Source organism: Algoriphagus sediminis, assembly GCF_030403435.1.
Classification (GTDB): domain Bacteria; phylum Bacteroidota; class Bacteroidia; order Cytophagales; family Cyclobacteriaceae; genus Algoriphagus; species Algoriphagus sediminis.
Genome location: NZ_JAUEPH010000004.1, coordinates 263,955 through 287,374, shown reverse-complemented (window position 1 = coordinate 287,374; position 23,420 = coordinate 263,955). Strand labels below are relative to the sequence as shown.

General features: G+C 39.9%; 23 protein-coding genes. 8 read left to right on the top strand and 15 right to left on the bottom strand.

Annotated features, from left to right (window positions below):
* Nucleotides 1-479: 479 nt before the first annotated feature.
* Nucleotides 480-1,067 (top strand): hypothetical protein, encoded by a 588-nt coding sequence (locus QVH07_RS10585; RefSeq protein WP_290000238.1) that lies wholly within the window; start codon nt 480-482, stop codon nt 1,065-1,067.
* A 50-nt stretch (nt 1,068-1,117) separates the two neighbouring features.
* Here the strand turns inward: QVH07_RS10585 and QVH07_RS10580 are convergent, their stop codons facing one another.
* Together QVH07_RS10580 and QVH07_RS10575 are read right to left on the bottom strand one after the other, a co-directional pair.
* A complete protein-coding gene (locus QVH07_RS10580) occupies nt 1,118-2,365 on the bottom strand; it encodes an ADP-ribosylglycohydrolase family protein (RefSeq protein WP_290000237.1) in 1,248 nt (415 codons plus the stop codon).
* Complete coding sequence (locus QVH07_RS10575; RefSeq protein WP_290000236.1) at nt 2,362-3,321, bottom strand: phosphotransferase; 960 nt, start codon at nt 3,319-3,321, stop codon at nt 2,362-2,364. Before QVH07_RS10575 ends, QVH07_RS10580 begins: the two co-directional genes overlap by 4 nt.
* 165 nt (nt 3,322-3,486) lie before the next feature.
* Between QVH07_RS10575 and QVH07_RS10570 the strand changes: the two genes are divergently transcribed.
* From QVH07_RS10570 to QVH07_RS10545, 6 genes are all read left to right on the top strand, one after another.
* A complete protein-coding gene (locus tag QVH07_RS10570; protein ID WP_290000235.1) occupies nt 3,487-4,644 on the top strand; it encodes an acyl-CoA dehydrogenase family protein in 1,158 nt (385 codons plus the stop codon).
* A 67-nt stretch (nt 4,645-4,711) separates the two neighbouring features.
* Nucleotides 4,712-6,397 (top strand): AMP-binding protein, encoded by a 1,686-nt coding sequence (locus QVH07_RS10565; RefSeq protein ID WP_290000234.1) that lies wholly within the window; start codon nt 4,712-4,714, stop codon nt 6,395-6,397.
* Between the two features lie 98 nt (nt 6,398-6,495).
* Nucleotides 6,496-7,092: an aspartyl/asparaginyl beta-hydroxylase domain-containing protein gene (locus tag QVH07_RS10560; protein ID WP_290000233.1), complete on the top strand. Its 597-nt coding sequence runs from the start codon at nt 6,496-6,498 to the stop codon at nt 7,090-7,092.
* A gap of 13 nt (nt 7,093-7,105) precedes the next feature.
* A complete protein-coding gene (locus QVH07_RS10555) occupies nt 7,106-7,486 on the top strand; it encodes a hypothetical protein (protein WP_290000232.1) in 381 nt (126 codons plus the stop codon).
* Nucleotides 7,487-7,501: 15 nt separating this feature from the next.
* Nucleotides 7,502-7,951 carry a GNAT family N-acetyltransferase gene (locus QVH07_RS10550; RefSeq protein WP_290000231.1) on the top strand — a complete coding sequence of 150 codons (450 nt, stop codon included), beginning with the start codon at nt 7,502-7,504 and terminating at the stop codon, nt 7,949-7,951.
* 89 nt (nt 7,952-8,040) lie between these two features.
* Nucleotides 8,041-8,430, top strand: a complete 390-nt coding sequence (locus QVH07_RS10545) for a DUF302 domain-containing protein (protein WP_290000230.1) — start codon at nt 8,041-8,043, stop codon at nt 8,428-8,430.
* Nucleotides 8,431-8,448: 18 nt separating this feature from the next.
* Here QVH07_RS10545 and QVH07_RS10540 read toward each other — a convergent pair whose 3' ends face one another.
* The 8 genes from QVH07_RS10540 to QVH07_RS10505 form a co-directional block, all read right to left on the bottom strand.
* Complete coding sequence (locus QVH07_RS10540) at nt 8,449-10,809, bottom strand: TonB-dependent receptor (RefSeq protein ID WP_290000228.1); 2,361 nt, start codon at nt 10,807-10,809, stop codon at nt 8,449-8,451.
* Nucleotides 10,810-11,049: 240 nt separating this feature from the next.
* The gene (locus QVH07_RS10535) at nt 11,050-11,820 is read right to left on the bottom strand and encodes a DUF3667 domain-containing protein (protein WP_290000226.1); all 771 of its coding nucleotides are present in this window, start codon (nt 11,818-11,820) and stop codon (nt 11,050-11,052) included.
* Between the two features lie 140 nt (nt 11,821-11,960).
* Nucleotides 11,961-12,482, bottom strand: coding sequence for a hypothetical protein (locus tag QVH07_RS10530; protein WP_290000224.1), 522 nt, complete (start codon nt 12,480-12,482; stop codon nt 11,961-11,963).
* Between the two features lie 12 nt (nt 12,483-12,494).
* Complete coding sequence (locus QVH07_RS10525; RefSeq protein WP_290000223.1) at nt 12,495-12,632, bottom strand: hypothetical protein; 138 nt, start codon at nt 12,630-12,632, stop codon at nt 12,495-12,497.
* A gap of 27 nt (nt 12,633-12,659) precedes the next feature.
* On the bottom strand, nt 12,660-13,046 hold the full coding sequence (locus QVH07_RS10520) for an iron chaperone (RefSeq protein WP_290000222.1): 387 nt from the start codon (nt 13,044-13,046) through the stop codon (nt 12,660-12,662).
* 11 nt (nt 13,047-13,057) lie between these two features.
* Nucleotides 13,058-13,459 (bottom strand): DUF1801 domain-containing protein, encoded by a 402-nt coding sequence (locus QVH07_RS10515; protein WP_290000221.1) that lies wholly within the window; start codon nt 13,457-13,459, stop codon nt 13,058-13,060.
* A 14-nt stretch (nt 13,460-13,473) separates the two neighbouring features.
* Nucleotides 13,474-13,635, bottom strand: coding sequence for a hypothetical protein (locus tag QVH07_RS10510; RefSeq protein WP_290000220.1), 162 nt, complete (start codon nt 13,633-13,635; stop codon nt 13,474-13,476).
* A 1,066-nt stretch (nt 13,636-14,701) separates the two neighbouring features.
* Nucleotides 14,702-15,352: a hypothetical protein gene (locus tag QVH07_RS10505; protein ID WP_290000219.1), complete on the bottom strand. Its 651-nt coding sequence runs from the start codon at nt 15,350-15,352 to the stop codon at nt 14,702-14,704.
* A gap of 211 nt (nt 15,353-15,563) precedes the next feature.
* Between QVH07_RS10505 and QVH07_RS10500 the strand changes: the two genes are divergently transcribed.
* Nucleotides 15,564-16,040, top strand: a complete 477-nt coding sequence (locus tag QVH07_RS10500) for a hypothetical protein (RefSeq protein WP_290000217.1) — start codon at nt 15,564-15,566, stop codon at nt 16,038-16,040.
* Nucleotides 16,041-16,436: 396 nt separating this feature from the next.
* On the opposite strand, the gene QVH07_RS10495 is transcribed toward QVH07_RS10500, so the two are convergent.
* Genes QVH07_RS10495 through QVH07_RS10475 form a run of 5 tightly spaced genes read right to left on the bottom strand, consistent with a single transcriptional unit; the run spans nt 16,437 to nt 23,356 of the window.
* Entirely contained in the window at nt 16,437-16,952 is a 516-nt protein-coding gene (locus tag QVH07_RS10495) for a hypothetical protein (RefSeq protein WP_290000216.1), read from the bottom strand.
* 50 nt (nt 16,953-17,002) lie between these two features.
* Nucleotides 17,003-19,330 (bottom strand): EcoAI/FtnUII family type I restriction enzme subunit R, encoded by a 2,328-nt coding sequence (gene hsdR, locus QVH07_RS10490; RefSeq protein ID WP_290000215.1) that lies wholly within the window; start codon nt 19,328-19,330, stop codon nt 17,003-17,005.
* Nucleotides 19,327-20,736: a KAP family P-loop NTPase fold protein gene (locus QVH07_RS10485; protein WP_290000214.1), complete on the bottom strand. Its 1,410-nt coding sequence runs from the start codon at nt 20,734-20,736 to the stop codon at nt 19,327-19,329. The genes hsdR and QVH07_RS10485 overlap by 4 nt, the downstream gene beginning before the upstream one ends.
* Nucleotides 20,733-21,908: a restriction endonuclease subunit S gene (locus QVH07_RS10480; RefSeq protein WP_290000213.1), complete on the bottom strand. Its 1,176-nt coding sequence runs from the start codon at nt 21,906-21,908 to the stop codon at nt 20,733-20,735. Before QVH07_RS10480 ends, QVH07_RS10485 begins: the two co-directional genes overlap by 4 nt.
* Nucleotides 21,905-23,356, bottom strand: a complete 1,452-nt coding sequence (locus QVH07_RS10475) for a class I SAM-dependent DNA methyltransferase (RefSeq protein ID WP_290000211.1) — start codon at nt 23,354-23,356, stop codon at nt 21,905-21,907. Before QVH07_RS10475 ends, QVH07_RS10480 begins: the two co-directional genes overlap by 4 nt.
* Nucleotides 23,357-23,420 lie beyond the last annotated feature (64 nt).

Below are 23,420 nucleotides of genomic sequence, written 5' to 3'. Positions count from 1 at the left end.
AAAAAAGTAAAAGAATGAACTGAAGAACCAATGCCGGGGCACTTCCAAAAAACATCATTTTCCTTTATTGAAGATTTTTTCTCAGCTCATGCAACCGTTTGAATTTTGATTTTTATCAAATATTTGTGTGCTGACGGACAAGACCTGTACAAAAGCGTACAGCTTTGGACACAAGTCCAACGATACCAGATAATTATGAAAAAAAAATTAAAATTATTTTCTGTTAAACTATACAATATAATGCAACCTGCCTTTTTGAGGTTTTAAGGCAAAACTGTTCGGATGCGTGACAAACGAACGGTTAAATGTTTGACTTTTTAACAGCTTTTCACCCTTTTTTAACATTTAGCCAAATATAATTTTGATTTCAATTAATAATCGGGTAATAATTTCTTGACCTGAAAACTTTTTTTCTAGGGCTATGGGAATGTTGGTATGCCAATCGCATAAGAAAAGACAGAACACTAAACCAACATACTATGAAAACTTTAATGACTCTAGCACTCGCAGGCGCTATCTCTTTTTCAAGCCTTGCAAATGACAACAATGACGACCTAATGGAGCTAAGCGCTGTTAAGGCTCGTTACAAAACAGTAAACGTACTTCTTAAAGAAGGTGTAGGTGAAGCCAAAATCGCCATCATGGACGAAAATGGTAAGAAGCTTCATCAGAGAAAAGTAAAACAAAAAGGAAGCGATATTATCATTCCTTACAACATGGAAGATATGCCATGTGGAGAATACCAGGTTGAAATTACCACAGATGACGAGCGTGTACTTTACACAGTGAGCACTTTTAATAGATCCATCCCCGTAGAAGAACTACCACTAATGGCCTATGGAAAGAAGTTGGATGATAACACCGTTAATCTAGCAGTGATTGGTCTAATGGAACCAGGAGTAGATGTGAAGATCAGATATAAAAACAATGATCGCGTCCTTCACTCAGAAACTATCGATACTCCGGAAGGATTCAGAAAGGACTATTATCTAGAGGGTGTTGATGCTGACGAAATCTACTTCGAGCTACACGATGCTCTTGGAAGGACTAAATACATTCACATGTAAATAGCTCTCAAACCTGGAAGGCCCTTGTTTCTTTGGAAGCAGGGGCTTTTTTATTTTCCAAGCATATGAGCGGTTAGACCTTTTGCTGTTTGCTCCAGATCCTGGTTCAACTTGGATTTGGCTGTATAAAGGACGAGTTCCTTTTCTTTTTTAGGCAAAGCCTCAAAGCCGTAAAAAGCTCCTAAAATGCCTCCAGCCAAAGCTCCCGTAGTATCATTATCTCGTCCATAGTTCGTTAGGAAGGTGAGTGTACCCATAAAGTCAAAATCAGCATAGTACATTCCTGTAAGAGTCTGAAGAAATATTTCACCGGCATGAAAAGGCATGTCTTGTTGCCTTTTATCCAACTCCTGAAAAGCAAAAGCCAGCTCAGCTGATTCAAGAGATAATCTCGAATTCAAACTATCCAGTCCTCGTGATTCAGAATCAATCCTTGCTGCTTCTTTTACCCATACGTAAGCCGAACGACCCACTAATCGGCTATCAAAATAGTCTCGTGGATCAATCTCCAATGCAGCTTTTAGATTTTCTATACTTGGATTTTCTGACATAGCCGCGGATGTCATGGCCGCTGCCATGGAAGTGACATCTTTGGCGTAGCCAATGTCATAAATACTGAGTTTAAAGGCTTCCTGATAGGCTTTTGAAGGATTTCCAGGAAAATAGGCCCCTACAGAAGAAGAATAGAGAAGTCCGGCACAAACCATTTCCCCACCATAAAACTTCCCCAATGCATCTGAATAAGCACTCACATCTTCACTTATGAATGCTGTACTTACTTTTGACCATTCCTGAAGCCAGCCCATTTTTAATAGAACAGGTTTATAAGGCTCGTAATCCGAAGAATTAACTTGCTGAAGTTCTTTTAGGTAACTCTGATATTCCTCTCCGATATACTTGGCAAAATCATTTGCTTTCAAGGCACTGGTATCCTGAGTGATAAGAAATTCTGAAAGCAAAATTTTCCACCGGGTGTCGTCCGTGGTGCCACCTGCCGGAAGGCTATCATGCCAGGTTCCTTCTGGAGAGCTGCTACGGTACATTGAATCCAGACTCTGAACAAAGCCATATTCTTGCTGAATCTGAGGTCTTGACCACATTTCTGTAGGTGCTCCCATGGCATCACCGATAGCTGAACCCACGATCATTCCGAGGACCTTGTCATAAAGCTGCTTCTCGGTAAGCTGATATTGATCTATAAAAGTGTCTGTAAATTCCACTTTCCTTTCTTTTTCTGGCTTTGGTCCGCAGGACCAAAAAACGAAAATGCATGTGAAAAGAACCAAATAGCTTCTCATGCTAAAATCATTTTTCGCCCCAATTGTAAAAGCTCCACTCTTTCTTTCAGACTTAAATCCAGAGGAAGTTGAGCTATGCCGATAAGTCTCCTTAAAAGCTCGACACCAGCAAAAGCAAGTGTTAGACTCGAATCGAATGAAGGGTTATAATTATCCAGCTTTGACAAGGCTTCATTTTCATTTAAACCTGAAAAAATCAGATGTGCCACAAAAATACCAAGGTCAAACTCCCTGTCTCCAACGAAACCAAACTCAGGGTCGATCACTTTTAGTCCAGATTCGGTACTGATCCAACTACCCGGATAAAAATCTCCATGCAAAAGAGTATCCCCCTTTGATAGATATCTCTCACCCAGGGACGCTACCCTTGACTTAAGTTTTTCATCCATTTTGAAGGGTAAGGAAGCTTTTTGCAATCCAGGCAGGATTGAATCCAAATCCAGCCCATTATTCTCATCAAATGGAAACCTGAAAATATGATCATGATTTAGCTCCCTCATTTTCATATTATCCGGGAAAAATGGGGCTTTCAGGGAATGAAGTTGGTTAAGGTAAGCGATGAGTTCTTCAATTACTTGATCCTTGATTTGCTTTGACTGTTTGTAATATTCCGTGAAATCAGATCCAGGCCCAAAATCTTCAAGCAGTAACAAATAATTTTCGGGAAAGTAGCCCAAAATTTTTGGGGAATAGGACTTTAACTCCGGAATAATCTCCACTAGTTTAAGATACTGGTACTCTGTGTCTATTCTTTCTATGGGAGCTGAAATCTGTGGATATTTCCGTACGAAAGGAAAGGATTGCTTCGCTATAAAGGTTCTCTTATTCGTCTGAATTCTGAAAACTGCATTCATATTCCCTTCTCCTGCTTTTTCAGCAGAAATGGCTATCTCATCCGGATCGAGAAAGGATAGTGAATTGATGAAGGACTCTGGGTTTTTGTTTAACAGGTGCATTCAGTTTAGGGTAAAAGCATTTTCAAGTATACTCAAAACCACTCAAGGAAAGTAACACTATGAATAAAAGGGTCTCTCATCCAACCAAAGAAAATTTGGCTTTTGATCAACGATTTCAAGGCGTGTTGGTTAATTTTATAGAATAAACCTGAAAAACTAAAGTAAATGTTTGGACTACCAAGAACCCTCTACAATGATGACCATGAGCTTTTTAGAGAAAGTGTAAGAGCTTTTATCGAGAAAGAAATCACACCTCATAATGCTGAATGGGAAAAGAATAAAATGGTTTCACGTGAATCCTGGAAAAAGCTCGGAGAGAATGGGTTTTTAGGAATTCAAGCTCCGGAAGAATACGGGGGTATGGGAATAAATGATTTTAGGTTTACCGCTATTCTGATAGAAGAATTGGGTCTAAGTGGGTGTTCAGGTCCAGCTATTGGTTATCCACTTCACAGTGACATTGTGATGCCTTACCTTCTTCATTATGCCACCCAAGGGGCCAAAGAAAAATACCTTCCAAAAATGATTTCTGGTGAATATATAGGTGCTGTTGCTATGACAGAGCCAGGTGCTGGAAGTGATTTGCAAGGGATAAGAACCTCCGCAGAGGATATGGGAGATCATTATGTGGTGAATGGTTCCAAAACCTTTATCACCAACGGCTATCTATCAGACGTAGTGGTGGTGGCGGTAAAAACTGAACAGAAGAGAAGTTCCAAAGCCATCAGTCTCCTTTTGGTAGATAAGGATATGGCAGGATTTAAGAAAGGGGTTCCTTTTGAAAAGGTGGGACTGCATGCACAGGACACTTGTGAGCTTTTCTTTGACAATGTCAAAGTTCCTAAGGAGAACGTACTGGGCAAAGTAGGAGAGGGTTTTAAATATCTTATGACTGAACTTGCTCAGGAGCGATTAGTAGTGGCTTTGGCGGCGGTTGCATTGGGTGAATACATGCTGAAATCAACCATTGAGTATGTGAAGGAAAGAAAAGCCTTTGAGAAAAGTATTTCTGAATTTCAGAATACACGGTTCAAGCTAGCGGAGATGATGGCAGCTTTGGAACAGGGAAGAATTTACAGCGATCATCTGGTCATGCTGCATAATGAAGGCAAGCTGGATTCAGCAATGGCCTCAGCGGCCAAATACAATATGACAGAGCTTCAGTGTAAGGTCGCAGATGAGTGCGTTCAACTTCATGGCGGATACGGATACATGTGGGAATATGGAGTGGCCAGAGCGTATGCGGATGCTAGAGTTCAGCGAATCTATGCGGGAACGAATGAAATCATGAAAGAGCTCATCGCCCGAAAAATCCTAAAGTGAGGATTAGATTGCAAAAACAAATTAAAATATGTAATTAAACCTGATTTTAATACCAAATAACCTACCCATGAAAGATTTTCCTTGGCTTAAATTTTATCCTGAATCCGTAGATAAAACTGTTGATATTGAGGCGTATGATAGCCTCAGTGACCTTTTTGATGAGAGCGTGAAAAAATATGGTGATATGCCTGCATATGAATGCATGGGCAAAAGTATCACCTTCAATGAACTGGATAAAATGAGTGCCCAGTTTGGGTCTTTTCTTCAAAATACGTTAGGTCTTAAAAAAGGAGCTCGGGTGGCTATTCAGATGCCTAATACCCTACAATATCCAGTAGCCATGTTTGGGGTTCTTCGGGCAGGAATGGTCGTGGTAAATACCAACCCGCTGTATACACCAAAGGAGATGAAACATCAGTTTAATGACTCAGGTGCAGATGCAGTGGTGATTGTGGCGAACTTCGCAAGTAATCTTCAAAAAATTCAAAACGAGATCAATGCCAAGCACATTATCGTCACTGAGCTTGGTGATTTATTGGGTGGCCTTAAAGGCACTATTGTCAACCTCGTTGTGAAATATGTAAAGAAAATGGTTCCTGCCTATTCTATCCCCGGTGCCTATTCATTTAAAAAGGCCTTGAGTCTAGGTTCTTCAGGTTCATTGAAGAAGGAAAAGTTAACACTTCAGGATACAGCCTACTTACAGTATACAGGTGGTACCACCGGAGTTTCCAAGGGAGCCGAACTGACCCATGGAAATATTGTGGCTAACATGCAGCAGATTTCTGCCTGGATGAAGCCCAAGTTGAAAGAGAAGGAAGAAGTGGTCATTACCGCCCTTCCCTTGTATCATATTTTTGCTTTGACAGTAAACTGTCTGGCAATGCTTAAAATCGGCGCGAAAAATGTTTTGATTACCAATCCAAGAGATATGCCTGGATTCGTAAAGGAGCTTTCCAAGCATAAATTCACTGTCTTTACCGGAGTAAATACACTTTTCAATGGACTGCTAAATAATCCCGATTTCGGTTCACTTGATTTCTCGAAACTAAAAATAGCCGTAGGAGGAGGAATGGCTGTTCAAAAAGCAACAGCTGAAAAATGGGAAGTTGTTACTGGCACTCCTTTGGCCGAAGGCTATGGACTTACCGAGACCTCACCAGTCGCTTGTTGTAACCCAATTGATGGAACTGAGCGAATAGGAACTATAGGAATTCCACTACCAAACACTGAGGTCATGATCGCAGATGACGAGGGAAATCCTTTACCTCTGGGAGAAAGAGGAGAGATTTTGATCAAAGGGCCGCAGGTGATGCGGGGATATTGGAACCGACCTGAGGAAACTGCAAATGTGATGCATGGAGAATGGTTTAAGTCAGGAGATATTGGAGTAATGGACAAGGACGGATTCTTCAAGATTGTGGATCGTAAAAAGGAAATGATTCTGGTATCAGGCTTTAATGTTTACCCAAATGAAGTAGAGGATGTAGTGGCTTCGTGTAAAGGGGTACTCGAAGTGGGAGTGATTGGAATGCCTGACCCGAAGTCCACTGAGCGAGTAGTGGCCTATGTGGTGCGCTCAAATGAATCTCTCACGGCTGAAGAAATCATTGAACATTGTAAAGATTCCCTCACGAATTATAAAGTCCCCAAGGAAGTGCACTTTGCAGATGAACTTCCTAAGTCGAATGTTGGTAAAATTCTAAGAAGAATAATTAAAGAAAACCATATGGCCCGTGTGGGGAAAAAGTAAATAGAAATGCCGCAATTTGAATTGCGGCTTTTCTATTATAGCTCAGTTCTTTACTCAGAATAGGTTTTTTAAGTTAAAATCTTCATTTTTCATACTTTATGGATTCTTTGACATACCCAAAAACAATTGGTCTGGATCGCGTTAAGCTTCACTTTGAGTTTAATGCGGATCGATTACTAGAGGAAGTACAAAAAATGAAGCTAAGTGGTTTCGAATATTATGATGCCTTGCCCCTAAGGGCTCCTGCACATCTGGTCGATCCGAAACTGCCCTTCCCAGAACCTTCGGGCGATTATGCCGATGGATCCTGGACTGATTGGCTGGATACTGATTTACTTAAAGGGTCGGATTATATCAGTGAGGTCATTGAAAATTTCAAACAAAACACAACAGTCAATTTAGTCCGAATCCTTAGATTATCAGCATATTCCGAGGTTAAGGAGCATACAGATCCTACTTTGGCATTAGAGGAAGAAAAATCCATGATCCGGTTGACAATCCCAATTACCAACAATCCTGAATGTGACTTTTACTTAAATGGACACGTCGTTCCAATGAAGCCTGGTGAATGCTGGTATCTAAAGCTAAATGATCCCCATAAGATTATTAACAGAGGAAATTCGGAAAGAATAAACTTGACTATAGATATGATTCCAAACGATTGGATTCGAGGTCAAATCGAAAACTCGATCTAAACAGACATCATTAATGAAATCAAAAGCTATCCTTTTTGCCTGCACCATTACCCTTCTTTCCTTCTTCTCCTGTGGAGAGGAAGACCCTGAGCCGCTGTTAATCTGTGGCGTAACTGATCCTGTCTTACAACTTACTTGGTTAAATGAGTTGACAGCCGAGCTAGATGAATCCTATTTTAATCAGTATTTCTATGTCACTTCAGGCAAGTATCAAGGAGAAGATGTCTTTATCGTTAAAAATTGCTGTCCGAATTGTAACTCGGTAGAGCTAGTATACTCTTGCCAAGGAAATACCATTGGCTTTTTAGCGTTCGACGGAGTAAGTATAGATCCAAGTGAAATTTCTGATGAGCAGGTAATCTGGAGAGGAATTAATTTTCAATGCGGAGTTTAAAAGCTTCTGATAGTCATGGATTTATCATTTTCTATTAAAGCTTTTGATGAGCTAACCGTACATGAACTTTATGAACTATTAAGGCTCCGTGCTGAGGTCTTTGTGGTGGAACAGGACTGTGTTTATCAAGACCTTGACAATAAGGACCAGCAATCCATTCATGTACTCATGTATAAAGAAAATAAACTAGTGGGTTGTAGCCGTTTGGTTCCACCGGGCTTGTCCTACAAAGAGATTTCTATAGGTCGGGTGATCACCTCAGAAAAAGTGCGAGGTACAGGTTTGGGAAGAGAATTAATGAAAGTTTCTATCCAAGCCTGTCATGAAAAGTTCGGACCAAAGAACATTCGCCTAAGTGCACAGGTTTATGCCAAAGCTTTTTATGCTTCACTAGGATTCCAGGAGGAAGGGGAACCATATGATGAAGACGGAATTCCTCATATCTCAATGGTCTATACAACCTGATTTTTGTAGGGTTTTTTAAATCTAAATGAGGTTTTTTTTAAATTCCATCTGATCTAAAATTTAAACTCAAAACTCTAAACCATATCATTATGCAATACTATCAGGCCAAAGAAGTACAATCAGATTCTCTGGATAGCCTAAGATCAAAAGTGGAGGCTGAATTAAAGAAGGAAGGCTTCGGAGTGCTCACAGAAATTGATGTTCAGGCCACCATGAAGAAAAAGCTGGATAAGGATTATCCGCCTTACTTGATTTTGGGTGCGTGCAATCCCGTATTTGCCGATAAAGTCATTCAAGCAGAACCGCATATTGGCGCCTTACTGCCTTGTAATGTTACCTTGAGGGAGTTAGGTGCAGGTTCCTTCGAAGTGTCAATTATGGATCCTGCAGCGGCAATGTCTGCCGTTAAAAACGATAAGATCGAACCATTGGCTGGCGAGGTGAGAGAAAAGTTAATGAGAGCCCTGGAGGCTATTTGATTTTCCCCAAAGGATGCTTTAGAAGTTGTATCGAGCTGAAACCAGCAAAATTCTAGTTTCGTCTTTTGAAAAAGACTCCTGAGAGAATGTATCTGTCAGAGCATTACCTGCATACCGTCTTGTGTCAAAAATATCGCGTACTGATAGTGTGACACTTCCTCTATTTTCAAAAAAGGATTTTTGCACACTTGTATCGACAAAGTAAACCGCCAGGCTTTGTCCCTGAGCTTGAATCTGAGGTGATTCGTAATTTGCTGAAAGCTGAAAATTAATTCCCAGAGGAAGCTTAAAATCCTGATTTAACTTCGCGTTAAACGTAAAGCCTGAATTGGTAAACTCCTCACCAATGTTTGAGGCATCTACGACTATTCTGGAAAATGTGGCTCCTCCATTTAAAGAGTACCATTCATTTACTTCAGAGGTACCAATGAATTCCAACCCATAGGACTCTGAAAAGAGTAAATTATCTGGCTGCCTTATGGAAACACCATCTTCCACAATCGTGATAAAATCGATCTGATTATTTACTCTTCGGAAAAAGAGATTCGTGGTAAGACTTACCTTTTTGAAGTTCGCTATATGACCTAATTCGAAGGAATTGATCATCTCAGGAATGAGGTTCGGGTTTCCTCTTCTTACATTCAGGCTGTCTGTGATATTTGGAAATGGATTTAATCTCCAAGCCCTTGGACGATCTATTCTACGGCTGTAGGTAGCCTTTATGCCATGGACTTCATTAATATTGTAAAGTGCCTGCACGCTAGGGAAGAGGTTGAAGTATCGCTGCTTATTTTCTTCATCAGTATTGAAAAGATAGGTGTCGACCTGAGTAAATTCCCCTCGAAGACCTACTCCATATTCCAACTTGCTGCTTGAGTTAGAGTAAATACCATAAGCCGCATGAATATGATCCTGGTATAAGAATCGATTACTTACCCCGGGATCTGCGACGAACTCTCCACTTTCATTATCTAACCTTTGATAAATAAAATCATTGTCGAATTCTCTGATCGTAGTCTTAAGCCCCATTTCTACTTTGCCTTTTTCTAAAGGTCGAATGTAATCGGCTTGAACAACTGTAATATTTCTTACCTCATCGGTAAAAGCTCTTTCCTGCCCGGTTAAATTTTCAGGGATTGGATTTAAAGTATTGTTATAAATATCAATGTTCTGAGTCTTGTACTGGTTACGATAGGAGTGGCTGGCGGTAGCTCGGAAGACATGCCCTTTTTCAGCAAAGCTATGCTCAAATATCAAAGCATTATCAATTCCATCGTCCTGCTCATTTTCATTATTTCTTCTGACGTAGTCAAAGCTTTCTCCAGCTCTGACTTGCTCAGAAAAAAGAGTGTTGACATCCCAGGTTTCATTTACCTGAAGCACACCTTCATAGCTCAGGGTATTGTTTCCAAAATAATAGTCAAGACCAAAGTTTAAATTATTACTTATGTCCTGATCAGAACTTTGGGTTTCTTGATCTAATACTTCATCCTCTTCGAAAAGGATCCGTGTATTTGTACGTTCCCCGATACCCTGCCAATTTCGACGGTTATATCCGGCATAAACATTCATTTTAATGTTACGTCGATTCAACCTGGCTCCAAAATTACTTCTGTTTCGAGTTCCATACGTGCCTTCTACACCTCCATGTGTTCCCAATTCAATTCCCTTTTTCAAAACTATATCAATCACTCCACCCTCTGCTTCTGCATCATAACGGGCATTAGGGTTGTTGATAATTTTAATTTCTTCTACAACAGAGGCCGGAAGCTGATCTAGGTTTTGGGTGAGAGATGAATTTCTTCCGTTGATCAGGATGTTAGTGCTGCTGCTTCCTCTCAAGGAAACTCCACCTTCTTCATTCACTGCCACAGAAGGGGTGTTTCTAAGGATGTCCAACAGTGTTCCTCCGATATTTGCCAAATTATTGTCTGGAGTAACGATAAGTCCCTCGAGTGTGGTTCTCACGGGTAATCTGGAAATTTGAACCACTACCTCCTCTAGATTTTGTTCCTCGCTGGTAAAAAGCAACTCTCCTAAATCAATTGGTCCATTCGCTTGAATATTTTCAATTTTCAAATCTTCATATCCAATGAAAAAAGCCTTGAAGCTGTAATTTCCAGCAGGTACCGAAAGCTGAAAACTACCATCATCCTGGGTGTCTGTGAAAGCTTCAGGGTCATTGTCGGGGTTGTTACTAAATAAAGCCACCTGAGCATAGCTTACAGGTTCTTTGGTTTTTGAATCTATAAGTTTACCAATGACTTCTGCATTTTGTGCGAGAAGGCTAAAGTTGATTAGGCTGGTAAAAATTAGGGTAAAAATAGCTGATCCTATGCTGGGGCTACCTGTCCTTAAAAGGTTTCTTTTCTCCTTCACGGTGCGTTTTCTTTTTATGGATTTTCACAGTGAAAACAAGTCCTATTTCAATATGTTTTAGGTTTTTGATAAGTGGTGAAGGTATATTTTTGTTTCTTGTTTTGTGATTACCTAGGGATTAGGGTTAAGAATTGATCAATTAATTTATTTGGAGATTTGAGAAAAGCGTGAGCCATTCACCACGGTCATCTTGACCAGAGGGAGAAATCTCTTCTTTCTTAAAATGGTTTTTTTCCTGCATCAGACAGATAGACGCTGAATCTCTAATAATAAACCAGTCAAGAGAATAGTCAGAATCAAAAATAAAACATAAGTAGCCAGAGTCCTGAGAAGGCGAACCCAAGGCCTTCCTTTCTGGAAAAACTGCTGAAAAGCCCAAAAATTATAAGCCACAGAAACAAGCAAAGGGATAAATTCTAATGAGCTGATGGGCAGAATCCCAAAAATCACCGTACTAAACCCATAGAAGAAAGCCTGCTGTCCAGTGATGTATGCATTTAGAACGATATGCTCCAGGTAATTTCGCTTGCTTGACCAGAAAGCAATCCAGGAGGCTAAAGCATATACCGGAATCAAAAGGAGAACAGTGTAGGCATAGTTGCTGGAAAACCAATCCAGAATGGGTGTTTCGGCCAAAGCATCTGGGGCACTTTGCTCTTGGCTAAAAAAACCAGTCATGAAATCATTGATAAAAGTGTTTTGCCCCATCATTAGGGCGATTAAAAAATACCCTGTGGAAGCGGCCAAAGCATAGGGTATAGGTTTCCAATAAGTCTTTCTTTTTCCATCCAGATAGGCACGAATGGTTTTTCCGGGCCTTTTTAGTAACTCGATGAAGGTAAAGTAGAAACCTTTATCGATAGAGAAAATACTAGAGCTGATTTCCTCTATCAAACCTCTAAGTGTGATTTTCCCAACTCGTGCATTTTGTCCACATTCCGAGCAAAAATTACCCTCAATCGGGGCACCGCAGTTTTTGCAGATGTTTTCTGTAGTGGAAGAATTCACCATGATAGGGATAGGGTGTTTGAACTGGTTTGGCTGAATTTGAAAAATACAGCAAATTTTTAGAGTTAAGAAGAGCTTTGGCCTGCAGGCCTTAAATAGAATGGAGGTACAACCTTTCGTATTACCGCCATTTTTAATTTCATTTATGAATTCTTGGTACCTGTTTGATTTCTAGAAAATAGTAATGAAACCCAATAGCTGGTAACAGTTAAAATGGCACCAGTTGGAATCCCATAGCTTAATCGCCAAAACCATCTCATTGCATCTTGACCGCCCTGGAATGTTTCTTTTTGGGTAAAGGAAAATGAAAGATTACCTGCAAGTAAGTACGATATCGGGAGCCAAAGAATTCCTAAGGCAATAATGACTTTTAGGAATCCCGAGAGAAACCTGCTCAATTTGCCTGAAGGCTTTCTCAACTCTTTTACTCCCCAATAAACGGATAAGGGTAATGAGATCATTCCGACCCAGGTTATTAGACTTCCAAGGGGAATTGTTCCCTTAGTGTCCAATGCCATCGTGAGTAGGGAAGAGCCAGTCACTAAAAGCATAATGACACTTAAGGTCAAAGTCAGGGCACTATAAAAAAATATATTCCTTTTATTCACTTTTAATGGTTGAGAAGGGTCTGCATCTTCCCGTATGCTCTTGTTGGATATTCGCAAATGCGATAAAATTCATTTCTTTTTTCTCCTGAAGTCAAATATTGCTCCAACGGCAGTTCCTTTTGCCAATCCCACAGCGCCACTTAAGGAAAAATCATCTGAAGCATTTCCAATAGCGGCTCCAACTGCTAGACCAATAGCAGCACCCATTCCAATCCCATACCGGCCTTCTTATTTTTAGTCCCTGTCATGAATCCGATAGTTTTTTTCTTTCAATAGTTTCAGCCGATATTCAATCATATCAATAATAAGAACTTTTGGTAGGGCCTTATTTAATGGAAACTGAACTGATCCTTTAGCCTTTTTAAAGCCATCAAGTTGATTCCAAAAATGTTCCATGGTAGTAGGATGAGGATAAAAGCCAATATGGCTCTTATATCCTGCGATCATTATTTGTTCCTCTCTTTTCCCACCTTCAACCATAGTGAAAGCGGCTATATTATAATTGATTAGCTCTTGGGTGTCAGGAACCACTTCATGAATAATTGAACGGAGCTCTTCAAGATATTCTTTTGTCAGTCCATCAAAGCTTTGAATGTAGCTTTCTACGTCGCTGAATTGCATAGATGTACCCATTATTTCCAGCCAATTCTTTGTCCGGCTTGCTTTAAAAAACTGGCAATGTTCTTTTCTCCCAATTCGTCCATTTCCCTTAATTTAAAGTATCTGGATTCCCCTTTTCCCAAAGGAGGTTGGGGGTCCAAATCAGCACCCATGAGGAAAACAATATTGGCAGACACATCATATGCAGCCACTTCTATCAGCCATCCTTGCTCACTTGTTCCATAATATGCCTTGCCCCATTTAATGGCATATTGAAGATTAGGAATGCAATCATGAATGAGGCTGTCAATTTTTTTAATCAAGGGTTGGATACCTGGCATAATTCGATTTTCCATCCAGTCCTCAATAAGCTTGTGGTCCTTCGAAGGAACTGGAGGCTTCTTTGTTGAAAGTGGCTTCGGCTGCTTATCCATCTATTTTTCTTTCTTTAATCAGCTTGAGGTATGATCAAATGAGAAGCCTTGATCTCTCCGACCTTTTCAGCAATAGAACTTATTAGCTTTAAAATAGGAGGAGTGATTTCATAATAGGGAGGCTTCATGATACTATCAAATATATGCTTAATGTCCTGCTTATGTAAAGAATCCATGAAAATTATGGGATGTAAGTGGAGTACCTTTCTAGTTCTAGTAATTCTTCATTTTGATACTTCTTGTCCTTTTGGCTTAGACCAAAAGGACCAAAAACCCAAGGCATTGATCTTTTTTATCCTTTTGGTCAAAGGATTTTTTGTGCCTCGTTACTACCTGAAAATGAGTGGATTTCCTAGGCAAGCCTGCCCGTGGCAGACGGGCTAGGAACTAACTCATTTTCTAAACGGTCTCCTCTCACTCCAAATCCCGATACTTATCGGGACAAAAATCTCAGATGCCACAAATCACTAAATAATTTGAATCCCATTGTAGGAGGCCAAAAAGATTACGTTTTTCACGACTCTCCAAAACCAAGGATTTTAAGGGCATTTAAAGGCGTTTACGGCAAGGTCATTTCGACCAAAGGGAGAAATCTCTTCCTTAGGTCTGGGAGAATTCACAAATTTACATGTTCTATTGGCGCGCAATGATGTCTTGCTAAGAACTGATTATAAGGAAATGATAATTGTGTTCAGTGGGTAGGCCGTCATGGCAGCGGGCCGGCGCAGGTCTGGTGGGTTGAAGCTTTGCCATGACTTGACCTTTTCGTTCTTTTGGGTCAAGCCAAAAGAACAATAAAGAAACAGGAGTTGTCACTTTTGAGGCCAAAAGTAACCAAAAGCCTTTGCCCTAAACTCCCTTTCAACTTGTGCCAAGTTGATTTTTCTGTCATGGTACTCCGCTAAAATTCACTGGATCTCCCTCGATCCCTCGGGAGCTAAGTGAATTTCTTTACGCGTTTCACCATTCCTTCAAAACCTGGGATTTTAAGGGTATTTACAGGCGTTTACGTCACCGTCATTTCGACCAAAGGGAGAAATCTCTGGTGCTAGGCGTAGTTTGTAACTACGCCTTCCTATTAAACGAATTTGCAATTCGATATTATGTCAGAAGTTTGCTTGAATTGGTTTCTGATTACAGATCAGTTTTGATATTCGGGTGTTTTGCAAACTACACCTAGTCCAACGGACCTCAGAACTTTAATGGTCAAAAAGAGTAGCCTACGCCCAGAGAGGTTTGGCTCTAATCCATTTTATAAATATTGAAATAAGCAAGGTCGGATACCAAGACGCGAGATTTAACACCCAATAATTGAATTTTATATTTTGAAGAGTTGTAATCAAACTCAAAGTCCTCACTTTCACCAATTTCACCTCGAGTAATGGTCGTACCATTATTGTCCTTTATAACTATTTGTACTACTCGTTTCTTAGTGTCAATTTCACTTGGATATAATCTAAGTTGATTTTCATCAAATGGGAGATACCTTCCTTCTGCCAAAACATAACCCTCCCGGATTAATTGAAAAGTCTTAACCTCTCTTGCCATCATTTCTTCCGGGGGACGATTATCAGAATTGACTCCATTAACTCCACCTGAGCCTTTTAACTGATCTTCATTAGCTACCTGTCCATTATTTGATTTCATTTCAGGTACCATAGTTTTTCTCCGATCCGCTAAGGTTGTGCCTGGGTTGTCTGGCACAGGCGGTTCTTCTTTACTGTCTTGGTCAACAGGCTGAATTTCGATATTTTCTCTTGTATCAAAGGTTTCAACCTGAGGTTTTCCTTCTTGCATTTTATCTAGCCCATAAATAACTAATGGTGTCATAGAACCAATTAAAGTTGCAATGGCTAAAATCCTTTGAGTCCAATTATCTCTTTGTTCTGGCATAATCACTTTCCTTTAGTTTAAAAAAAAAATATCTAGGAATTAGATGAAAAATCACCTTATCACTACTCAATGTAAAAAATTGAAATATCTTTTGAAAAGAACGAGGCTTAGGGAGCCAATATACTCATTACTAAGCTCTTGGTTTATCCATTTTTATTCCCTAACTTCTTCGTAGTTTTTAAATTATTTTTTAACCAAAACTATTTTTAGGATGGAAAACAAGATTTCTATCGAGATTCCCAAAGGGGATCTAGACGCGGTAAAAGCCGCTTTGGACCAGGTGCAGCAGTTGCTGGCACCTTTTGTAGTAGCACTCACTCCTGATCAGCGGAGAAGTATCCCTAAGATGAGTGATGGCACGGAACCTTTCGTAGGAAAGGTAGTGGAGTATGCCAAGGATTCAGCCCAATTCTTACCTCCTTATGTAAATAGGGAGGAGTTTGAGAAAGACTGGCTGGCTGTCACGGGCTTACTTCCTTTATTACGTATCTGCGATCAGATTCGGGATACGCTGAGTGATACTACCATGCTCGCTGGTTCTGAGGCCTATGTCAGTGCGCTGAGTTATTATAACTCGGTGAAGCAAGCTGCCAAGGTCAACGTACCAGATGCTAAGGCTATCTATGAAGACCTGCGAAAGCGGTTTGAGAGGAGAAGCCGAAATGGTAGTACCGATGATCAGTTATGATCATCTGATCGCCAAATTCTAACTTAACACATGCCGGATCGATGGATCCGGCTTTTTTATGGGCATTCCACCATAAAATCTGACAGCTTAGGATAAAAGGTCTTCTTGTTCACCTTAGAGCTGCAAGGTTAAACCTACTCGCCCAGAAGAGCGACCAAAGAGCTCCAATAGTGGAGCAAAAAGCCTCGCATTTCGAGCAAAAAGCTCCAATCACCGAGCAAAAAGCTCCAGCTTTAAAGCATAAGCTGACAGCACTCTGCCAAAAGGGTAGAAGGGAGGAGAAAATAGGTATACCGATGGACCTAAAAGGTGAAATCTCGAAGTATTTGGAGTGGAGAGGGGTAATTTGGAAGTTAGGGATATCTCAAGCTGAACAGTTAAAATACCCCAGCCACCCTAGGTTGTTTTTTTAGCTTTCTCAAAAAACTCTATTTGCTTCTTAAGCTTTTGATTTTCTAGCTCGAGGGCTTTGTTTCTTTCATGTACCTCAAATTCGGCCCAGGAATTATAAACGGAGATTTCAAGGAGCTTATCTAGAATATGGAAAATAAAAAATTCTGATATGTGATCTTCTTCAGTTTGGTGCCAATTCAAGGTTAAGGTATGAAACAGTCTAACTTCACCCTCAGGGGATGAAATTTTATAAGATAGGTTTTGATTTCGACCACCTGTTTCACCCCAGTCTAAGCAAGTCCATTTTTTCTTATTTAGCCATTTTTTATCTCCTTTATGATCATAAAGCGTCCATTCATATCGCTCAAACGTTGTATTATCAAAGTGCGATTTTACGCTATCTAAATGTCTTCCATGCAAAATCAGAAAAGGTGAAGAATTGACGGCACTTCTAATACCTTCAAACTCCTTATGGGTTCTATTTTCAAATAATGCGTAGACTTTCGTTTTAATATTCATTTATCCTAGAATGAGTGTAATTGTTTTTTTGGCTAGGAACTTGAATCTCTTTAAGCCACTTGGTTCTTATAAAGATGCTCCTGAAATTCTATAAAAAGTTTACTGATGTTTGAAACTTCGCCGAGTTCTTTTTTGGCATCCTCCAGGGATTGGTATTTGTTGGTGAGGAGGATAGGGAGTTTTTCCTGATCAAGCTCATCCACACCAGTTTCGATGTATTTACTTAGAACGAAGGAAATAAACTCTTTCTGCTTTTCATTAATCAGTGCAAAAATGGTTGCTTCAGCTGCCTTGGCTCTGGCTTCTCTGGTCATAGCAATGTAATCTCCATTAAAGACGTATTCTAGGACATCGTATAAATCGCTCCTTTCCATATCCACCAACTTTTGCAAAGTCAGTAAATCATCCTTTGGAAAACCTGCGGCATCCAAGTTTTCTAATAAGGTTTTTCTGGTCATTGGATTACTCCATAGCTTTCGTAATTCTTCCTCGTCTTTAAATAACCTGGGAAGCTCCCCAAACAGATTATTCAAAAATTCTTCTGCCGAAATGGGCTTTCCGTCTGCACTCCAAAAGGAAGTTTGAACAGTATGTTGGATGGTTCTTTCTTTTCCGTCTCTCAGCTTGACCTTCGCTTTTTTCCTTTGTGGTCTAGGCTCGTCAGGATCCTCAACATCTGGTTTGTCTTTCGGCTCTGGCGGTGGGTAAGGTCTTGGTACGCTCGGCTCAGGCTCTAAAGGTTCTCCATCCCATTCTGGATCTGAAAAGTGCTTGTAAGCATCTACAAAATCATAAATAGTAAAAAACTCTTTGCCGTCAAATAGGCGTGTACCACGACCTACAATTTGTTTAAACTCAATCATGGAGTTTACAGGCCGTAGTAGAACGATATTCCTTATGTTCCGAGCATCAACTCCTGTCGATAGCTTTTGAGAAGTGGTCAGAATGGTTGGTAAGGTTTTTTCATTGTCCTGAAATTCTCTTAAAAGTCTTTCGCCTTCTTCTCCATCATTAGCGGTAACCCGAACGCAATAGAATGGGTCTTTACTTTTAGCGTTTTGATTGACCAAATCTCGAATTAATGCTGCATGCGCTTGATTTGCTCCGAAAATGATTGCCTTTTCGTTTTGGTTGGCTTCATCTAAAAAGATGTTTACTCGTTTGGCTTCACGCTCTACAATCTCAATGCTGCGATTAAAGTCTTTTTCTTCATAGAGTTTGCCTTCTTCAATTTCCCCTTCAATCACGGTATCATCTGAAGTGTAGCGATAATCGTCCAAAGTGGTTTTGATACGTTTCACTTTGAAAGGCGTTAAGAAGCCATCATTGATTCCTTCTTTCAGCGAATAGATGTAAACAGGTTCACCAAAGTATTTGTAGGTGTCCACATTATCATCTCGTTTGGGTGTCGCGGTTAAACCTAATTGAACGGCTGGGCTGAAATATTCTAAAATGCCCCGCCAATTGCTCTCGTCATTGGCTCCGCCACGGTGGCACTCGTCAATGATGATAAAATCAAAATAGTCTTTGGGATATTCTCCAAAGTAGGGGGCAGGCTTGCCTTCATCATCCGTTCCGCTCATGAAGGTTTGAAAAATGGTAAAGAAGATACTGCCATTAGTAGGTACTCTTCCTTTTTTTCTGATCTCACTTGGCTTAATTCGAACCAAGGCATCCTCGGGAAATGCAGAAAACGAATTGAAAGCTTGATTGGCCAAAATATTTCTATCGGCCAAAAACAAAATTCTCGGTCTACGGCTGCCGTCTCGTTGTAAGGTCCAACGCGTTTGAAACAGTTTCCAGGCGATTTGAAAAGCAATTGCCGTTTTTCCTGTGCCTGTGGCAAGGGTGAGCAAAATGCGTTCACTGCCGCTTGCTAATGCTTCCAAAGTATTCTTTACAGCTATTTCCTGATAATAACGCAATTGCCAAGTACCACTCTTATCTTCAAAGGGAACATTGGCAAATTTTTCACGCCACTGGTTTTGTTCTGCAAAAGTCTTGTTCCATAATTCTTCGGGGCTTAGAAAGTCTGCTACCAAACCTTCTTCGCCTGTTTTCATGCAGATTTGGTAAATGGCTTTTCCGTTGCTGCTGTAGGTTGTTTCTAATTGGAGTTTCTCTGCATATTGCTTGGCTTGCATTACGCCTTCGCCTACTTCCAATTCATCACTTTTGGCTTCAACAACTGCTAACTTAATACCTTTATGCACCAAGATATAATCGGCAATAATCTTTCTTCCTCGTGCACCACCCGATTGGATTTTGCCCTCGTTAATGCGGTATTCACGAAGCACTTTAGAGCCTTCTACCACGCCCCATCCGCAAGCTTTAAGCTTCGGGTCAATAAGTTCTGCTCTAGTTTCTGCTTCGTTCATCTTCCAAATACTAATGGCTCAGTAAGGTTTATTTTCTTGATAAGATATTTAAGATTGAGGTGATTAAACTCATATTGATTTGAAATTATTGAAAATGCTCTTGCCAACTGACCTTTGTTGCCTGCTTCATCAATTTTGGATTTAATTGGAGTAGTAATTGATTCACCATTGTTATTAAGTAATTCTAATCTTTGTTCATGTTTCATACCATTATTATAAAACCATAATAATAAAGCCTCTACATACGCAAAGTTAAGTTCATCATTAGATTTTTCTATAGATTTAAATAACTCAAAAAACTCATTACTTAATTCTTGACAACTATAGTATTTTCTTTCTATTTTGGAAAAAATATCTGGTTTCAATGTTTTTAAATAAACTAGTAAGAAAAATAAGGCTGGAAATACAAATTGATGTTTTTCAAAAGAAAAAAGCAGTAAACGTGTTAAAATAAAAATCTTTTCCTGCTCTCTTAATGAGGCATTTCTCTTATCAAATACAATATTTGCCATCTTTAATAATGTAGAGGGCTCATTTTTAAACTGATGCTTTCCCATTCTTTCAGCCGTAAAAAAATCCGCAAATTTATAAGTCTCAAAAAGATATTTATTGAATTGATCAATGGATGGCTTGGGTATAGAGTACTCTAAATCAATAAACCTCCATAAGTATTCATCAGCTTTGATGAGGTCACTTCCGTAATACCCTCTGATAGCGTTACCTAATTGCTCTTTATCTATCGATAGGATAAATACAATTCCAGAAACAGAGAAAAAGTGTTTTATTATTTCGAGTACCTCAACCGCATATTTAGGATTACATCGATCAAGTTCGTCAATTATAAAAACTACTGGCTTATCAAGTGGGACAACATATTCTTCGAGTGCCTTTTTAAATTCATCCAGTCCTTCTTTCTTCTTTTTATATTCATCAACTTCACTTTGAAAAGCATCGATTGATTTTTCACTTAATTTTTTAATCCCTTCTGCAAAAGTCTCGGAATCGATATATTTATTGGCAGCAGCCGTTAATAGAATGGGTATCGCATGAATTGAGAGTTTTGCTGCCTTTTTAATTATACCATTCAATTTATCTTCATTCCCAATATCTAAAGATTTGATTTCTGATAAAATAGCAGCCATAGGGTCTTGGCCAAAATCATGTTCCCAAGCATTGAAGTATATTACTTTGTACCCATTTTCAGGAAGTGCAAGATATTTTTGCCACATTTTTATGAATGTGGTTTTCCCTTCTCCCCATTTATTATTGATCGCGAGAACAAAACCATCAGAGTAATTTTCAATAATTTGAGTTAGAACTTTTGCGTATTTCTCGCGGTCTAATTTACAGTTATCGAAAGGCTTTCCTGCAGGAATTTCAATTTCATTGCTTCTTAGTGAGCTCATATCTTTACCTCCTTTCCAGTTAACTCCCCGGCAAACGCCTTCTGCAAAATAGATTTTTTTAGTTCTTCCAAATCATCCATTTTCTTTTGATACACCGCTTCCAGCTTTTGTGTTTCGGCTCGCAGGGCATTTAACTGACGGACGATGGTTTGTTGTTCTTCTTTGGATTTTGGAAAGTTAAGAACGACATCCTGTAAGGATGAATTTGAAATTACAGGCTGTGCTGCTTGTCTTGCGTAGCTCCTGAGGTCTTTATAATTTAAAAGGTAAGTCAGGAAAGAGTGGTCAAAGTCGTATTTGAAGTCTACAATCTTAAATGCGTTATCAGTTAACCAAATATTTTCATTTATATGCCGAACATTGCCGCATAATGCTCCAACACGGCCGACAATAACATTGGTACCTGATAAATTGAATTCAATGTGATATCCTGCAATTCCATTACCGCCAAAAACGGGAAAATCTCCTTCTACCATTTTCTTAGCAGTTAGATTGTCTCCACTTTTTAATTTGAAAGAATTCCTAAGAAGCTGTTCTTCCCAACCATCGCCTTTTTTCTCAAACACCCCCTGCAAATAGCTTTCAAAAAGTTCTTTGGCGTTTTGGAGGTTTTGTTCGGCATTGGCTTTGCCCTTGTCTATGGCGGTAAAGGCTTGGTCTAAAATGGATACAATGCGTTGTTGTTCGGGGAGGGGTGGGAGACTTATCTCTATATTTCTTACATCGGAGAGATTTACCCTTGGTCTAGTTGCTCCTGATATGTTACCTGTCAATTGTGCGACCGCTTCATCAGAATTCAAGAAATATTCCAAGAACTTGTAATCAACTACATTTTTATCTAGCCTTAACCGAACAACGTCTGCAACAATTATCCCACTTGAAAATTCATCAGGAACAACACAAGTTTTGCCAATTGGAATACCAAGCTTTGCTAAAACTAGGTCACCTGCTTTAAAAGAATGGTACTTAAGCTCTTCAGCCTTTTCGTCAGAAATGTATTTTATATCCTTATTGATGAATTTTCCTTTGCCAACATTTTGAAGACGAAAAATAGGAACTCCTACATCCTTATAATCAGAAACTTTCAGGTTAGACCCAAAAGGACCCGACACGATAGCATCTTTGTTATTGCTTAATTCAACTAACTTCTTTATTTCCCAACCTTCCTTCATATCAATTCCGAAATCGAGTTCAAGATTTCCGCACTTTCATTATCCAAGGCTTTTATTTCTTTCAAAATTTCCTGCGGTTGGCGTAGTGGGGCAGCTTCTGGCGTATTTGGGTTTTTCACGCTCAGGTCAAAAGTGCTTTGGTCAACATCCTTGATGTTTACCGTCCAAGAGTTTTCGCTAGCGGCAAAAGTCTTTTGCAGTTCTACAAACTCTGCCAAATCCTTTTCATTGAGCGGGTTGGTCTTGCCCAAGTTGCGGTCAAGATTCAAAGAGTAAAACCAAACCTTTTGCGTGGCTTTACCTTTTTCAAAGAACAGCACTACGGTTTTCACGCCCGCACCTGTGAAGGTTCCGCCCGGTAAATCCAACACGGTGTGCAGGTTACAGTTTTGCAGGAGTTCTTTTCGTAAAGCAATGCTGGCATTATCGGTATTGCTCAAAAAGGTGTTTTTAATCACCACACCTGCTTTGCCACCTGCTTTTAAAATCTTAATGAAGTGCTGTAAAAAGAGGGAAGCGGTTTCACCTGTTTTAATGGGGAAGTTTTGTTGCACTTCTGCACGTTCCTTTCCACCAAAAGGAGGATTGGCAAGCACTACGTCATAACGATCTTTTTCCTGAATGTCGGCCAGGTTTTCGGCAAGCGTATTGGTATGAATGATGTTGGGCGCTTCCACACCGTGCAAAATCATGTTCATGATGCCAATGATGTAGGCTAATGATTTTTTCTCTTTGCCGTAAAAAGTGTGTTTTTGCAAGGTTTCCCATTCCTTGGTGCTGAGTTCTTTTCCTGATTTCAGATAGTCGAAGGCTTCACACAAGAAGCCCGCAGAACCCACTGCACCGTCATAAATTTTGTCGCCAATTTTGGGGTTAACCACTTTTACAATGGTGGTAATGAGCGGGCGGGGCGTATAGTATTCACCACCGTTTCGCCCTGCATTGCCCATGTTTTTGATTTTGTCTTCATACAAATGGCTCATTTCGTGCTTCTCTGCATGGGTTCGAAAACGCAATTCGTCAATGCGGTTAATCACTTCACGCAAATTGTAGCCGCTTTGGATGCGATTTTTGAGTTCGCTAAAAATCTCGCCAATCTTGTATTCAATGGTATCAGCATTCTCAGCAGACAGTTTGAATTTCTTGAGGTATGGAAAAAGCTTTCCGTTTACAAAGTCCAAAAGGTCATCACCTGTCAGAGCGTTGTGGTCAATCTTTCCGTCCGCTAATTTTGGAGCAGCCCAAATGCTCCACTGGTAGTCTTGGTCGATAATGGGCGAGTAGGTTTTTCCTGTGAGTTCGGCAGAAGTTGCGCGATCTCGTTCTAGATCGTCTAAGTACTTTAAGAAAAGCACCCAAGAGGTCTGCTCCACATAATCCAATTCACTACCACAACCTGCGTCTTTGTGGAGTATGTCATCTATATTTTTAAAAGTCTGTTCAAACATTTGAATCTATTTATTGAGGGTTTTTGGTTGAAAAAACATGGGATGAATCTAGTAATATCTTAAT